20 protein-coding genes are annotated in these 13,772 nt (G+C 62.5%); 6 read left to right on the top strand and 14 right to left on the bottom strand.

Going from position 1 to position 13,772, the window contains the following annotated elements; all coding sequences use genetic code 11:
• Position 1 precedes the first annotated feature (1 nt).
• Positions 2–886, top strand: a complete 885-nt coding sequence (locus IEY62_RS16210; RefSeq protein WP_189019695.1) for a hypothetical protein — start codon at positions 2–4, stop codon at positions 884–886.
• A gap of 75 nt (positions 887–961) precedes the next feature.
• Here IEY62_RS16210 and IEY62_RS16205 read toward each other — a convergent pair whose 3' ends face one another.
• From IEY62_RS16205 to IEY62_RS16185, 5 genes are all read right to left on the bottom strand, one after another.
• Positions 962–2,035 (bottom strand): LacI family DNA-binding transcriptional regulator, encoded by a 1,074-nt coding sequence (locus IEY62_RS16205; protein ID WP_189019693.1) that lies wholly within the window; start codon positions 2,033–2,035, stop codon positions 962–964.
• Positions 2,036–2,180: 145 nt separating this feature from the next.
• Entirely contained in the window at positions 2,181–2,453 is a 273-nt protein-coding gene (locus IEY62_RS16200) for a hypothetical protein (RefSeq protein ID WP_189019691.1), read from the bottom strand.
• Entirely contained in the window at positions 2,450–3,334 is an 885-nt protein-coding gene (locus tag IEY62_RS16195) for a carbohydrate ABC transporter permease (RefSeq protein WP_189019689.1), read from the bottom strand. The genes IEY62_RS16200 and IEY62_RS16195 overlap by 4 nt, the downstream gene beginning before the upstream one ends.
• A gap of 1 nt (position 3,335) precedes the next feature.
• A complete protein-coding gene (locus IEY62_RS16190) occupies positions 3,336–4,355 on the bottom strand; it encodes a carbohydrate ABC transporter permease (protein ID WP_404595345.1) in 1,020 nt (339 codons plus the stop codon).
• Between the two features lie 88 nt (positions 4,356–4,443).
• Positions 4,444–5,736 (bottom strand): ABC transporter substrate-binding protein, encoded by a 1,293-nt coding sequence (locus IEY62_RS16185; protein ID WP_189019687.1) that lies wholly within the window; start codon positions 5,734–5,736, stop codon positions 4,444–4,446.
• 255 nt (positions 5,737–5,991) lie between these two features.
• Here IEY62_RS16185 and IEY62_RS16180 point away from each other — a divergent pair, with 255 nt between their 5' ends.
• Entirely contained in the window at positions 5,992–6,393 is a 402-nt protein-coding gene (locus tag IEY62_RS16180; RefSeq protein WP_055973941.1) for a helix-turn-helix domain-containing protein, read from the top strand.
• A gap of 59 nt (positions 6,394–6,452) precedes the next feature.
• On the opposite strand, the gene IEY62_RS16175 is transcribed toward IEY62_RS16180, so the two are convergent.
• Both IEY62_RS16175 and IEY62_RS16170 read right to left on the bottom strand, forming a co-directional pair.
• The gene (locus IEY62_RS16175) at positions 6,453–7,421 is read right to left on the bottom strand and encodes a cytochrome c oxidase assembly protein (protein ID WP_189019684.1); all 969 of its coding nucleotides are present in this window, start codon (positions 7,419–7,421) and stop codon (positions 6,453–6,455) included.
• 45 nt (positions 7,422–7,466) lie between these two features.
• Positions 7,467–7,892, bottom strand: a complete 426-nt coding sequence (locus IEY62_RS16170) for an ArsR/SmtB family transcription factor (RefSeq protein ID WP_189019682.1) — start codon at positions 7,890–7,892, stop codon at positions 7,467–7,469.
• A 219-nt stretch (positions 7,893–8,111) separates the two neighbouring features.
• Between IEY62_RS16170 and IEY62_RS16165 the strand changes: the two genes are divergently transcribed.
• From IEY62_RS16165 to IEY62_RS16150, 4 genes are all read left to right on the top strand, one after another.
• Complete coding sequence (locus IEY62_RS16165) at positions 8,112–8,252, top strand: hypothetical protein (RefSeq protein WP_189019680.1); 141 nt, start codon at positions 8,112–8,114, stop codon at positions 8,250–8,252.
• A complete protein-coding gene (locus IEY62_RS16160) occupies positions 8,249–9,166 on the top strand; it encodes a cation diffusion facilitator family transporter (RefSeq protein WP_189019678.1) in 918 nt (305 codons plus the stop codon). The genes IEY62_RS16165 and IEY62_RS16160 overlap by 4 nt, the downstream gene beginning before the upstream one ends.
• Positions 9,166–9,852 carry a DsbA family protein gene (locus IEY62_RS16155; RefSeq protein WP_189019676.1) on the top strand — a complete coding sequence of 229 codons (687 nt, stop codon included), beginning with the start codon at positions 9,166–9,168 and terminating at the stop codon, positions 9,850–9,852. The genes IEY62_RS16160 and IEY62_RS16155 overlap by 1 nt, the downstream gene beginning before the upstream one ends.
• Positions 9,853–9,967: 115 nt before the next feature.
• Entirely contained in the window at positions 9,968–10,336 is a 369-nt protein-coding gene (locus tag IEY62_RS16150) for a hypothetical protein (RefSeq protein WP_189019674.1), read from the top strand.
• 21 nt (positions 10,337–10,357) lie between these two features.
• Here the strand turns inward: IEY62_RS16150 and IEY62_RS16145 are convergent, their stop codons facing one another.
• From IEY62_RS16145 to IEY62_RS16115, 7 genes are all read right to left on the bottom strand, one after another.
• Positions 10,358–11,044: a DNA alkylation repair protein gene (locus IEY62_RS16145; protein WP_189019672.1), complete on the bottom strand. Its 687-nt coding sequence runs from the start codon at positions 11,042–11,044 to the stop codon at positions 10,358–10,360.
• A 29-nt stretch (positions 11,045–11,073) separates the two neighbouring features.
• A complete protein-coding gene (locus IEY62_RS16140; protein ID WP_189019670.1) occupies positions 11,074–11,382 on the bottom strand; it encodes a hypothetical protein in 309 nt (102 codons plus the stop codon).
• A 91-nt stretch (positions 11,383–11,473) separates the two neighbouring features.
• Positions 11,474–12,085, bottom strand: coding sequence for a hypothetical protein (locus IEY62_RS16135; RefSeq protein ID WP_189019668.1), 612 nt, complete (start codon positions 12,083–12,085; stop codon positions 11,474–11,476).
• Positions 12,082–12,729: a DUF6286 domain-containing protein gene (locus IEY62_RS16130; protein WP_189019666.1), complete on the bottom strand. Its 648-nt coding sequence runs from the start codon at positions 12,727–12,729 to the stop codon at positions 12,082–12,084. Before IEY62_RS16130 ends, IEY62_RS16135 begins: the two co-directional genes overlap by 4 nt.
• A complete protein-coding gene (locus IEY62_RS16125) occupies positions 12,726–13,109 on the bottom strand; it encodes a hypothetical protein (protein ID WP_189019664.1) in 384 nt (127 codons plus the stop codon). Before IEY62_RS16125 ends, IEY62_RS16130 begins: the two co-directional genes overlap by 4 nt.
• Positions 13,106–13,297, bottom strand: a complete 192-nt coding sequence (locus IEY62_RS16120) for a DUF2273 domain-containing protein (protein ID WP_018779541.1) — start codon at positions 13,295–13,297, stop codon at positions 13,106–13,108. The genes IEY62_RS16125 and IEY62_RS16120 overlap by 4 nt, the downstream gene beginning before the upstream one ends.
• Positions 13,294–13,740, bottom strand: a complete 447-nt coding sequence (locus IEY62_RS16115) for an Asp23/Gls24 family envelope stress response protein (RefSeq protein WP_189019662.1) — start codon at positions 13,738–13,740, stop codon at positions 13,294–13,296. The genes IEY62_RS16120 and IEY62_RS16115 overlap by 4 nt, the downstream gene beginning before the upstream one ends.
• Between the last annotated feature and the right edge of the window lie 32 nt (positions 13,741–13,772).

Here is a 13,772-nt window from a genome sequence, read left to right as displayed (position 1 = left end):
GATGGCGGGTAGCCTGTACCGGGGCCAGGCGGGATTGCCGTTCTCTTCGTCGCTGCGCATTTACGAACCGCTCGAGGCGTTCCCTCCCGAGCAGCAGCGCCAGCTGGTGGCGGAGAGCAGCAAGGCAGGGTCCCGGGCCGCCGTCGAAAACGCGGAGCTCCAGGCCTCGCTGGGGCGCATCACGCGCTCCGGCGGCGATCCGTTCCCCACCGGCCGCACCGATCTTGTGCGGATGACGCGGGTCCCCACAGGACGGCACGCCGCGCCAGGAAAAGACGAGGACGACGCCGGCCGGCTGCTTTACTGCCCCAGCCAGCTGGTGATTCGGGCCGGCTTGGCAGCCAACGCGCTCATGGACGGCGTCCACAGCCCGCTGGCCGACCTGCTCATTCCGGTCTCGCAGAGGGACAAACACCAGATGCGGATTGACCGGATCAACGCCCGCGAAGACGCCAAACGCGTCCACACCCGGGCCTCCACCTGGGGTATCCCGTTCAGCTGGTTCTCGCTGTTTGCCGAGTCGGACCGCAAAGACGTGGTGGAATCCGACGGACGGATCCTGACGGTGCGGGTATGGACCCCGCTGACAGAAGCCTTGGAACGGGCCCGGTTTTCCGTGGCCCACCTGGCCCTGGCCGCTCCGGACCTGGACATGCTTGATGACCTGACCCAGCTCACTGAGTGGTTGGAGCTGTTCCACGTTCAATCCATGGTCGAACTCGATTACGGCGCTGTGGCAGACAAGGTGTACCCGGACGATTCCCCCATGGATGTCCGCTTGGGTATCGAGTGCCTGGCCGAAGGCGATATGACAGGGGCGGCAGCCGCCTACCGGCGTCTGGCCTCCCGGTGGATTCCCATCCGGCAATTGGCGCGCGCTTCGTAGCTTCCCGGTTTGCAGCTTTCCGGTTAGCAGCTTTCCGGTTTGCAGCTTTCCGGTTTGCAGCTTTCCGGTTTGGGCCTAGTTTGGGCTGCTGGTGAACTTTCCGTTCGGCGGCGCTGTGGTCTCGCGGACGATCAACTGGTGGGGCGCCACCGCAGAGTGCACGGCACCAATGTTGCCGTCGAGTTCGTCCAACAGCATCTTCGTAGCGAGCTCCGCTTGGTTGTCCGGGCGTTGGCCCACGGTAGTCAGGCCGAGCGAGGACGAGAAATCGTGGTCATCGATGCCGATCACGGAAAGGTCCTCCGGGACCCTCACCCCGTGCCGGCCGGCTTCAAAAATCACTCCCATCGCCATCTCGTCCGAGGAACAGAAGATCGCGGTCGGTTTCCGGCCGGGCTGGCTCCACAGCCGGTTGAACGCCTGCTGCCCGCTGGCGACCGTGAAGTCACCCCACTGGTCCCATTCGGGGCGGACTTCCAACCCGGCGTCGGACATGACTTCCTGGAACGCCTGGATCCGGACACGGGGAACGTCGAAGTTCAGGTCTGTCTCGTCGTCGCCGTGCAGCAAGGCAATGTCCTTGTGCCCCAGATCCAGCAGGTGCTTCACAGCCGTGGACGCGGCGTCATAATCGTTGATGCCGATGTAGGGGCAGTCTTCAACATGGCCGCCCACAACCACCAGGGGAATGTCGATCTTGTGGAGGTGCTCCAGTTCGTCCTCGGTCAAGGACATGCAGAGCACCAGCAGGGCGTCGATCTGCTTGTAAACCATGGTGGAACTGAAGAGCCGTTCACGGTTGCTGCCGTGGCCGCCCAGGTTGAACAACGAAAGGTTGTATTTCCTTGAATGCAGCTCCCGGTCGGCGCCTTCGATGGCCTTGGAGAAGAACCACCTGCTGACGAAGGGAGCCAGGACGCCAATGGTCCGGGTGCGGCCCGTCGCCAGCCCGGAAGCCGACGACGACGCCACATATCCCAATGAACTTGCTACTTGAAGGATCTTCTCGCGGGTTGCAGGAGATACCCGCGGCAGTCCCCGCACCGCCCGCGAGACGGTCGCCGTCGAGACGCCTGCTGCTGCGGCGACGTCCTCGATGCTGACGCCGGCGTGGCCGCCGCGCTGGGACCGCTCGTTCGTCTTTGCCACTCAAGCCCCCTTTTTGGTGCATGCCGAAAGCCGAGGGCTCGTTCCCGGACGGCACCTTACAGCCTATTCCGCCTGCCCGCTGTTCGCCGATTTCGCACAGGTTGTTGCGAAGCCGGTCAGCTACTGGTGTTCGCCGTGGGCCACCTCAACCAATCCGACGTGTAGTGCGCTGGGGTAGCTTGCGCCGCAAGCGAAGCATGCCCCAGAGCGCGAGGACAACAGCCAGCAGGCCCAACGCCCAGCCGAGGGCAGGCTGGCCTGTGACTTCCATCGAAACAGTGACCACCAGGAGCACCAGGCCCCAGAAGGCGAGGAACCCGATGATGATGTCGAAGTCCTCCGCAGACCGTACCCGTTTGGTTCCCGGGTCCGGCTTTGCTGCGGGGGACGCCCGACGTCGATCTCCGTAACTTGTCACTTGACAGCACCTGCCGTGAGGCCGGCCACGATCTTGCGCTGGAAGATCAGCACCAGGACAACCAACGGAATGGTCACCACGGTACCGGCGGCCATCACGGCTGTGTACGGTTCCTGGTGAGGTTGGGCACCGGCAAAGTATGCGATGGCCACTGTGACGGTCTTGGTTGAGTCATTCGACAACTGGCTGGCAATAAGGAATTCATTCCAGGACGCAATGAACGCCAGGATCGCTGTGGTGAACGTCGCCGGGGCTGCCAAAGGAAGGATCACCTTCCGGAAGGCCTGTCCCTGCGTGCAGCCATCAATCCTCGCCGCTTCTTCAAGCTCCCACGGCATCTCCCGGAAGAAGGAGGTCAGCGTGTAGACCGTCAGCGGAAGAACGAAGGAGATGTTCGGAATGATCAGCGCCTGGTAGGTGCCGAACCAACCGATGTTGGTGAACAACTGGAACAGCGGGGTAACCAAGGCGACGCCCGGGAACATCGATGCACCCAGGATGAAACCGAGGACTACGAACTTGAACCGGAAATTCAGCCGGGCCAGGGCGTAGGCCGCGAAAACACCAACAAGCAGCGCGACGACTGTGGTCACGGCGCCGACGATCAGGCTGTTCAACAGGTTGCGACCAAAGTGGTTGCCAAGGCTCTCGTCGAACACCGTCGCGAAGTTATCCCACGTGACGTGGGTAAAGAACGGGGTGGTGTCGAACGTGTATCCCACATCGCGGAAGGCGGTGACCAGCATCCAGTAGAAGGGCGCCATGCACCAGATGAGGATGATGACGGCGCTGATGTAGGTGCGCAGCGACCCCCAATTGAAGGGCCGTTTAGGCCGTTCCACGGAGCTGGTGGAGGTCTTCGAAGCTGTGGCTGTGCTCATCTCACTTGGCCTTTCCGGAAGATGTGGCTGCATCCACGGCATTCGCCCCGAGGAAGCGGACGAAGATAAAGGCCACAAGGAAGATCACCAGGAATGTAATGGTCGATAGCGCCGCCGCTGTATTGAACCCTTGCCTGATTTGTTGGACAACCAGGATGGACAGCGTGGTGGTGCCGTTCGCGCCCTGGGTCATGATGGCGGGGAGATCGTACATGCGCAGTGCGTCCAAAACTCGGAACAGGATGGCCACCATCAGCGCCGGCTTCACCAGCGGCAGGGTGATCAGGCGGAACCGCTGCCAGGTGGACGCCCCATCAACCTTGGCGGCTTCATAGACTTCGTCCGGAATCAACTGCAGGCCTGCCAGGATAAGGAGGGCCATGAAGGGAGTGGTCTTCCAGACGTCGGCAATGATGATGGCCCACTTGGCAGGCCATTCCGAGCCGGTCCACAGGATCTGGGTCCCGAACAGCTTGTTGGCGATGCCTTCGAAGGCGAAGATGAAGAACCAAAGCTTGGCAGTAACAGCCGTGGGGATGGCCCAGGGCACCAGGACAGCTGCACGGATCAGGCTGCGTCCGCGGAAGGCGCGGGCCATGATGACAGCCATCCAGAAGCCAAGAACGGTCTCAAATGCCACGGTAACCACCGTGAAGAAGAAGGTAGTGCCCATGGAGTCCCAGAACTGGGCTCCGAGTGTGCCCGGAGGGCAGGCAAGCGAGCCGCCACCGGGGGCCGTGCATTGCTGCAGCAGCCAGTGCGTGTAGTTTTCAAAGCCCGCCGGCCCGCCCTCGGAGAAGAAACCCGTGGCCGGATCGAGGCCGGAGTCCTTCTGGAAGGACATGATGATGGCGTTGAGCACCGGGTAGATGATCACAATCGCCAGCAGGATGAGCGACGGCGCCAGGAGGGTGTACGCCCAGCGGCCCTGCGTGAGTTGCTTTCGATCGGCGCTTTCGCGGCTCGGCATCGTGTGTCCGGTAGCCGCCGTCGCGTCTGGTTTTTGTAATTCTGTTGACATGTCAAGACTCCTGTCAGGGAGAAGGCCGTGGCCGGCAGTCCGGCTGCCCGCCCCTCAGGGACAGGCAGCCGGACTGAAGCCCGGGTGGTTACTTAGCTCCGGCCGACTCAATAGCCGCTTGCATGTCGGAGATCGCCGAGTCCACGGTCTTCTCTCCCTTGAGGGCGGCGTAGGCGTTATCCTGCACAGCCTTGGTGACGGCGGGGTAGAACGGCGTCACGGGACGCGGAACCGCGTTCTCGATGGACGTTTTCAGCACCGGGAGGTACGGCAGCTTGGTCACGAGTTCCTGATCGTCATACAGCTTGGTCAGGACAGGGGCCAGCGAACCCTGGGTGGCGTAGAAACGCTGGGTTTCCTCGCTGGTGATGAACTTGATGAAGTCCGCAACCGTTGCCTTGTTCTTGGAGTACACGCTCATGGCGATGTTGTGGCCACCAAGCGAAGATGCGCCAGGGCCGTCCTTGCCCGGGAGGGGAGCCATCTTGAACGTGTCCTTCACAGTGGACGAACCATCAGTCTTGGCCAGGTTGTACACGTACGGCCAGTTGCGGTGGAACAGCAGCTTGCCGGCTTCGAAGGCCTGGCGTCCCTGCTCTTCCTGGAAGGTGATTGCCTCTGTGGGGATGTTGCCATCCTTGTATGCGTTCACCAGGTTGGTCAGGCCTGCCTTGGCTTCAGCGGAGTTCACAGCTGCCTTGCCGGAATCGTCAACGATCTTGCCACCGGCGGAGTTGATGGCTTCAGCCGCGTTGACCGTGAGGCCTTCATACTTCTGGAACTGGCCTGCGTAGCAGCCGATGTTGTTCTGCTTGGCGATCTCGCACATTCCCATCATCTCGTCCCAGGTCTTGGGCGGGTTGGGAACCAGGTCACCACGGTAGTAGAGGATGCCACCGTCCGAGCTCTGCGGAGCTGCGTAGAGGGTGTTGTTGTACGTCGCGCTCTTGACGGTGGACTCAAGCATGCCGTCTGTGGAGATTGCGGTCTTGTCCTTGAGCGGCTGCAGCCAGCCCTTGGCAGCAAATTCTGCCACCCAGATCAGGTCTACGCTCATGACGTCGTAGTTGGCGTTCTTTGCCTGGAAGTTCTGGACCAGATCATCGTGCTGCTGGTCGGCCTGGTCCGACTGCTCCTTGAACGTTACTTTCTCGTCCGGATGGGCTGCGTTCCACTTTTCGATGAGCGGCCGGACAACGTTGCTGTTGTCCTTGCCTTGGACGTAGGTGATCGGCCCGCGGCCGTCAAGGTTGTTGGCTGCGTCGCCGCTGGCACCGCCGGAACTGGTGCCGCCGCCACCCCCGCCGCCACCACAGGCGGTCAGGGACAGAGCCAGGACTCCGGCTACAGCTGCCGGAAGCAGGAACTTTTTGGATTTCATGCTGGGAACTCCTCGGTGAGTGGACCAGGTTTTTCCGCGGTGCGGTTGATGTGGTGAGGCTCACAATAGTCACGGGGTGAGGCAAAATGCAAGCGCTTACACGCGTCGTGACCACAACGATACAAAGTAGCCTGATTATTGTTGTCGAACACCCGCGAAAAGGGTGGTCTTCCAGCAGATATCGGAGCGCTTAGGGAAGGCTGCGGCGCGGGGTCGATTTGATTGCCTAGTATTGCCTATGGAACAGTGGGAAGCGTGGATGAACTCGAAGCACTGCAGACCATTGGACGGCTGATCAAGGAAGAACGCCTCGCCCAAGGTTTGAGTCAGGTGCAGCTGGCCAAACAAGCAGGAACCGCCATCAAGACAGTGCGGACACTGGAATCAGGCACCCGGCGCACGCAGGAAATCAACCAACGCAAACTTGAGCACGCCCTGGGCTGGCGGGCAGGCTCGGTGTCCGAAGTCCTTAAAGGCAAGTCTAACTTCGCGCCCGACATGATCACGCCGGATGACATGCGCTCCGGTGACGACTCGCGGCAGGGACCACCACGCGTCGCCGTTCCCGCGGCACCCGTCGCCCGGGCCTCGCACCTTTCCGACGAGGAACTCCTCGCAGAACTCACCTACCGGATGATGCACCGCAACAGGGGCTGAGCGGCCCATTCACTGCCGGCGCACCGTCACTGCCGGGCACCTTCACTGCCGGCGTATCTTCACTGCCGGCGCATCGGACGGTTGGCCAGTTGCCGCAGGTATGCGTTGTAGGCGTCCAGCTCAGGGTCTCCTGCCACGGCAGACCTGCGGTCAGCCCTGGCCCATCCCCGGGTCTCGTCCCGCTGCCAGCGCACCAGGATGAACATGAGCAACAGCACTCCCGGCAGCTCGCCGTAGGACCAGGCCAGTCCACCGGCAATGCCCTGGTCCTGCATCGGGTCCAGGCTCCAACCCGCCGGTGGTGTGGCGAAGAATTTAACCATCGGAGCGGTGGCCATCATGATGACCACGCCAAAGAAGGCGTGCAGCGGCATCTCAGCGAAGATATCCAGCATCCGGCCGAAGTGGGTCTGCCGGGTCGGCAGCGGGTCCGCAGAGATCAGGGGCACTGTGAACAGGATGCCGGCCGCAAGAAACAGCACTTCCAGCCCCACGTGGCCATACCAGTTAGGCAGCAGCAGATCGGCGAGGCCGGAAAAATAGACGCCGTAGAAGCTCAACAGGAACAGCGGCACCATGAAGGCCGGATGGATGGCCAACCGGCCCCACCGGGAACGCAGGCCCCAGATGGCCGCTCTCAACGCCGGCCGACCGAAGCGGCCATGCGGGGTTGACCGTAGCAGCAAGGTGCCAGGAGATCCGATGACCAGCAGCGGAGGCACGGCCATCATCAGTGTCAGCTGCTGGAACATGAAGATGGAGAACATTCGCAGCCCGTACCCCTCGATGCCCGCCCCCATCACGATGATGATGGCCAGGCAGCCGAGCAGGAAGGATGCTGTTCTGACCGGCGACCAGCGCCGGCCCTTGCGCCAGAGACTGATGGCGCCGGCAAGGTAGAAGGCCGCTGCGAGCAGCGTCAGGGCTGGAATCAGCGGAACCGGCTGAATGTTCGGGGCGAGGTACTCCCCCAGCGAGGGTGGCAGCAATGGAAGCCAGACGGGGCCGTCGATTCCGGGCTCGCCCAACTCAGTACACCCTTCTGGTGAACGCGCGCTGTTCCGGTGTGGCCGTTAGCTGTTGCTGACCGCTTGGAGTCGTCCTTGGCCAGCGTGTCCGACGTGCGTGAGCCCCAGATCGAGCAGCATCCGCACGTGCGAGTCCGCCAGGGAGTAGTAAGCCATCCGACCAGCGCGACGGACCTGCACCACGCGCGGTCCGCGCAGCAGCCGGAGTGCATGGGAAACCGCGGACTCGCTCAGTCCTGTGGTGGCAGCCAGATCGCACACGCACATTTCGCCGTCGAGCAAGGCGATGAGGATCCTCACTCGCCCAGGGTCCGAGAGTAGCCCGAAGATTACGGCAAGATCGCCCACGTCCGACTCGGCCGGCATCCGCGCTCTGACCGCCTCGACCCGGTCGGCGTCGACCAAGCGGACTGCGCAATCGGCGCCGGCCCGACGGGGCGTCGTCCGCAGTGCCCGTGCTGTTCCAGTCATTCATCAAGACTACCCCTACCTGCTAATGCGTCGCATTTGTCTTGTCCTGGCGGCCGCCTAAAGAACGGCAGACCCAGGAAGCCCGGCTGCGCCTTGGATTGGCCACGAATTAACGTCTGAACAACTCTACATATATTCTGTGATGGTGCCGGACTGTCTGGCACGTCCCAATTCCGGGCCGATCGGGGCCGGGCCCGGGACCAGCGCCAAGGAGCCATTGTGACTTTGAAAGCCTTCCTTGCCAGCAGCGGGAGCCCTGCCATAACACTTGAATTGCGGCAGCTGGGCATGACGGGCGCGACTCCCAGGATGGCCGGAGGTGCCATCATCTCCCTGGCCATCCGGGAGGCCCGGGCATGAGCGGTCACGGGCACGACCACGCCGCCGAAGCCAGCACCCGGCGCAGCAAATTAATCACGGTCTTCGCCATCACCTTTACCGTGATGATTGCCGAAATCATCGGCGCCGTCCTGACCGGGAGCCTTGCGCTGCTGGCGGATGCCGGGCACATGTTCACCGATTCTGCCGGGCTGTTGATAGCACTCGTCGCCGCGTCCCTGGCCATGAAGCCCGCCACGATGAAACGGACCTGGGGTTACAAGCGCGCCGAAATCATCGCCGCTGCCGGGCAGGCGGCTTTGCTGCTCGCCGTCGGCGGTTTCGTGATCGTCGAGGGCATCCGCAGGCTGTTCGAACCACCCGAAATCGGAGGGTCCACGATGCTCTGGTTCGGCATCATTGGCCTGGCCGGCAACGCCGTGGGCCTGGTGATCCTGGCGTCCGGCCGGAACCACAACTTCAACATGAAAGCCGCCTTTCTTGAGGTCCTCAACGACGCTCTCGGATCCGTGGCGGTCATCATCGCAGCCATCGTCATTGCCGTCACCGGCTGGCTTCAGGCCGACGCCCTGGTGTCCTTGCTTATCGGCGTCCTGATCATCCCCCGGACCCTGAAGTTGCTGCGCGATACCGTGAACGTGCTGATGGAATCCACCCCCGACGGCCTGGACCTGGCCAAGGTGCGCGAGCACATCCTGGCCCTCCCCCACGTCATCGACGTGCACGACCTGCACGCTTCGCTTGTGGCCTCCGGAACCCCGGTGCTCTCGGCCCATGTCTCAGTGGAAGACAAATGCCTCACCGACGGACACGCTGCCGGCATCCTCTCCGAGCTGCAGGCATGCCTCGCCCAGCACTTCGACATCAGCGTCGAACACTCCACCTTCCAGATCGAACCAGCCTCCCACCGCGACCAGGAAAGCATCCACCACTGATGACGCAAAGCAAAACGCCCCCGCCCTTGGACAATGCCAGGAAAGTCCGGGTCTTCATCTGGGTCCTGCTCGCTGTCGTCGTTGCCGTCGGCGTGATCTGGTACACCGTATTCACGCTGAACAAACCCGCGCCGTCGGAACCCACACCGGCCGCCGAAGCCCGGGTAGTCCGCGAAGACAGCCATCGGCTCACCTCACCGGCCGTCGAAAAGGCCCAGCTGGTGGAGTTCCTGGACTTCGAATGCGAAGCATGCCTTGCCGCGCAGCCGGTGGTCGAGGAACTGAAGAAGGAATTCGGAGACCGGGTCACCTTTGTGCACCGTTACTTCCCGTTGCCGGCCCACCGTAATTCGGCCACCGCAGCCCTTGCCGTGGAAGCAGCCGCCCAGCAGGGCAAGTACGAACAGATGTCCGCGAAATTGTTTGAAACCCAGCCGCAGTGGGGCGAGAAGACGGAGTCCCAAGCACCTCTTTTCCGCACTTTCGCCGGGGAACTGGGCCTCGATCTTGGCGCCTACGACGCCGCGGTGGCCGACGACAAGACCAAGGAACGAATCAAGAAAGACATCGCCGACGGTACGGGCCTGGGCGTCAAGGGCACACCGACGTTTTTCCTCAACGGTGAAATGCTCACCCTCGACACCAAGGAACAGTTCCGCCAACTCGTGGCCGAAGCCGCAAAATAACTGACCCTCCGCCAACCGGGCCGGTTCAGTGCCCGGCAGCGCTCCGGGCAGATGCTACGGAGCGGCTTCGCCACCCAGCGGCCCCTGGCCGAACAGCAGAATTGCAGAACATCCAATGAAACTCTCCACTGCTTGCTTCCTCCGCACCCGCCTGGCCCTTGGCGCCGCCGTTCTTGTCCTTGCCGTCGCCGCGGGCCCAGCGCAGGCTCACAACGCCTTGGAAGCGACGGTTCCGGCCAAGGAGACCACCACCGTCACCGTTCAAACCCCGGCCCAAACCGGCAGCGCCACACCTTCACCGGCGCCCGACGCGTCTCAGCCATCCAGCACACCTGCTCCGGCAACTTCAACCACGCCGGAACAGGTCAAACCCAACGATGACAACGCACCCATGGCCGTTGGCATCGCTGCAGCAATCCTGGTTGTCGCTGCCGTTGTCCTTTTCATCGCTCAAAAGCGCAGGGACAAGAACACCCGGGCATAGTGCCCCAAAACTGTTCGAGCGCTAGGTTCCGGCTTGGCGTTTGACCATTTCATTGATCCAGGCCGGGGCGAACGGAGAGGTGCAGTTGGGTGGCGTTGGATAATCCTTCAGCACTTCCAACCGCTCGCCAATATCCAACGCACGGGAACGATACCCGGGGTGTTCGATGCCGATTTGTGCCAGACAATTATTCATGGCCCACTGCAGACGGTCCGGAGCGTCCTTCATTTCTGCTTCGATAATGTCCAGCAGTTTCTCCAGGTTCAGGCCCTCGGGCCTTTTAATCACGCGCTCGGCGGTGAGGGCCCACCCGGCACTCGCCACCACGGGGTCAGGGTCAGCAAACCACGCCACCCTCAGCTCCTCAGCGAACGGGCTTTTCTTGACTACGTAGTTGACGAACCAGTCATGGACTTTGGGGCGATTGGCTTCCCTGAGCATGGCGTCCAGTTCGTTCTTTCCGAAGTCCTTGGGACGGCAAACCAAAAGTGACAGAAGACGTGCAGCAGTGTCACCTGTGGACCACAGTTCACGGGACAGATCCTGCTGGATTTTGAGCCGCTTGGCCACGGCACGAAGCTTGCTGAGGTTAACCCCGTGATCGTCGCCGTGCTTCTCGTTCACCTCACGGGCACGGGGATCCTCCAGTGCAGCAAGCTCAGCCAGGACCGCATCCAAGGAAGATTCCGGCGCATTTGATCCGGCCATTTATGTCTCCTGTACCCGGGTGGCAGAAACTATTGCTGCTTCCCGTCCTTGAAAAGTCCGGCAATCTTCGCACCGAGGTCTTTCACGTTCTCCGCTACGTCGCCGGCGATTTCCTTCGACTTCTCCGCTACGTCACCGGCCAATTCCTTGGCGTTCTCTCCAACATCCCCGGAGAAGAACTCCTTCACGTTCTCCGCGGCATCGCCGGCGAATTCCTTGACATTCTCTACAGCCTCACCAGCAAATTCCTTGGCATTTTCCAGGGCATCGCCGGCGGCGTTCTTCGCGTTCGATGCCGCGTCGTTCACGGCGTCTGCTCCAGTGTTTTCCTCAGTCATGACTAACTCCTCTGTCAGGTTGTGGCTTTGTGCATCAAAGGAGGTTTCCCCTCTGGCTTCAAACTATTTGCAGCGGCGGAATTCCGCAACGTCAGCGCACCCGTTCGGCTTTGGTGAATCGTGAGCGCGCCCCTGAGACCATGTGCACCAGCACGGGCGTCTTCTGGCCGATGACGAGGTCCAGCGCTTCGACCAGTTGCGAGACCTCGGCAGCAAGGAGGTGGGGTGCCACGCCCTGGCGGGGTTGGATGCGTATCCGCAGACCCGGTTGCCCTTTGAACTCGTAGGTTGCCACTGACACCCCTGTGAGGTCGGGTCTTTCCGTCAACGCGGCCCTCAGCGCCTGCTCGGCGACGCCTCCGCCAATCCTGACTTCGCCGTCCACGGTGCTGTCGTCATCACTGGCCACCAGGAGGTTGGCCCGTCCTTTGCCTTGCTGTGACAGCCAGGCGATCATGGCGACGATGATGGCCACCAGGACCACACCCGCCACAATCCACAGCCAACTTTCTTCACGTCCGGGGAATCGCGTCTGCCGGAAGGCATTTTCAGCTCCGGCCCAGGCACCGGCGGCCCATCCATGCCACCAGTCGGCCACCGCGGGAACAGTCGCCAGCAGCAGGAGCAGAAGGCCTACCGCCAGGAGTTTGATCCCGATGATGAAGAGCAAAACACGGTTGAGTGCCCGAGGTGTCCCGTTCACGCCCCAATCACCCCCGACGACGCCAGGTTGACCCGCACAGTGGGCATGGGGACCGGCGACATCTCTTCAAGTTCGGCCTGCACGGCGGCGAGCACGGCGTCGTGGCTCACCCGGCTCCCGGATGTTGGCCGTACATTGACCACCACTGTCTGCCGGGAAACCACCACCATCACCTGCTCCTGGGTAACATTCGCTGCCATCCGGGCACGACGGGCAAGGGCCGAGGCCAGGACTTCGTCATCAACCACGACGGCGGTCCGCGGGTCCCGGAGCAGATGGCGGGCCCGCCTGCCAGGCAGCACTGCATGGAGCAGGAAGAACAAACCCGCCATGGCGATCACGGCACCGCTCGCCCCCAGCAGGAGGGATGAAATGCCCCCGGGAAGGGCGATGATGCGTTCGGCAGCAGTGGTGGGATCAACCAGCCAAGGAGGTTGGCCGACAGCCCGGACTCCGGCTTCCAGCAACGCGTAGACGCAGAGAATGATGACAAGTACCGCGGCAATCACGGCCGCGCCGGCCCGCGATGAATGGGTCTCGCGACGGAGGATACGGCTCATTGCGGGGTCCTCCCCCGCCACTGGCGCCGCGCCGTTGTCCGGGCCGGCGGCCATGAACTCCGCGGTTTCCTGATCCTGTGTCATTGAACGCGGCCTCCCTCCCTGACCTGGGCACCACTGATCCTGATATCCACCCTGCTTAACTGGGAACCGCTGAGCCGTGTCACGGTCTCAAGCACCCTGGCTTTCGCAGCTACGGCGCGGTCCCAGATGGAACCGCCAAAACCTTGGACGCGCCTGGGATCCCGGAGCACTTCCGTCAAAGCCGGGACGCTGATGGGTGCGACGATCGACAAAGCCAGCAGGCCGTCGTCGTCCGTCCAATCTGCGCGGATGTCGCTGGCCTCAACACCGAGCGCCTCGGCGGCAGCGGCACGGGCCAGGGAAGTCAAAGCCTGGGTACTGATCCGGTTATGGCCGGCCAGGCTGGTGGTGGTGTACTCCACAGCCTCAGCCACGCTCATGACGAAGAGCGCCGGCCCGTAATGGCGTCAAGGACGCTTCGAAGATCCAGTTTCCCCTCCGCGGCCCGCCCCAACAGCGCCCCGATTCCCATGAAAAGCAGCGAGATCAGGAAACCCCACAGCCCGAACGAGAACGACATGAACGCCACGAAGGCTCCGATCGCGATTCCCACAACGGTCATGCTCACTGGAGTGCCTCCCTTTCCACCACGACGGTCTTGGCTCCGGGCTGTTTTGCCGGCGGCGCAATGAAGACGTCGGTAATCTCTACGTTCACTTCGATCACCTGGAGGCCCACGAGCTCTTCGACGGCGCGGTACACTGCGGCCCGGACCTGGTTGGCGACGCCGTGCAGAGGATGGCCGTAGAGGGCAACCAAGGTGATGTCCACTGCCACTTGGGTTTCGCCCACCTCGGCGCGGACGCCCGCTGCGTGGTCTGAACTGCCGACGGCGTCACGGATCGCGCCCAGAGCGCGGGAAGGACCCGAACCAAGAGAGTAAACACCGGGGACTGTGCGGGCGGCGATCCCCGCCACCTTCGCCACGGCCGCCTCGGAGATGATGGTGCGTCCGGTACCGGGAATCTCGCCCCCAGGCACAGGATCCGGCTGTACATTCTGGACTTCCATGGAGCACTCCCCTTCTCTTGAGTACCACCCTA

The sequence above is a fragment of the Paenarthrobacter histidinolovorans genome (genome assembly GCF_014647595.1).
Classification (GTDB): domain Bacteria; phylum Actinomycetota; class Actinomycetes; order Actinomycetales; family Micrococcaceae; genus Arthrobacter; species Arthrobacter histidinolovorans.
Note: the sequence above shows the minus strand (reverse complement) of the source record. Positions and strands in the feature narration are given on the sequence as shown.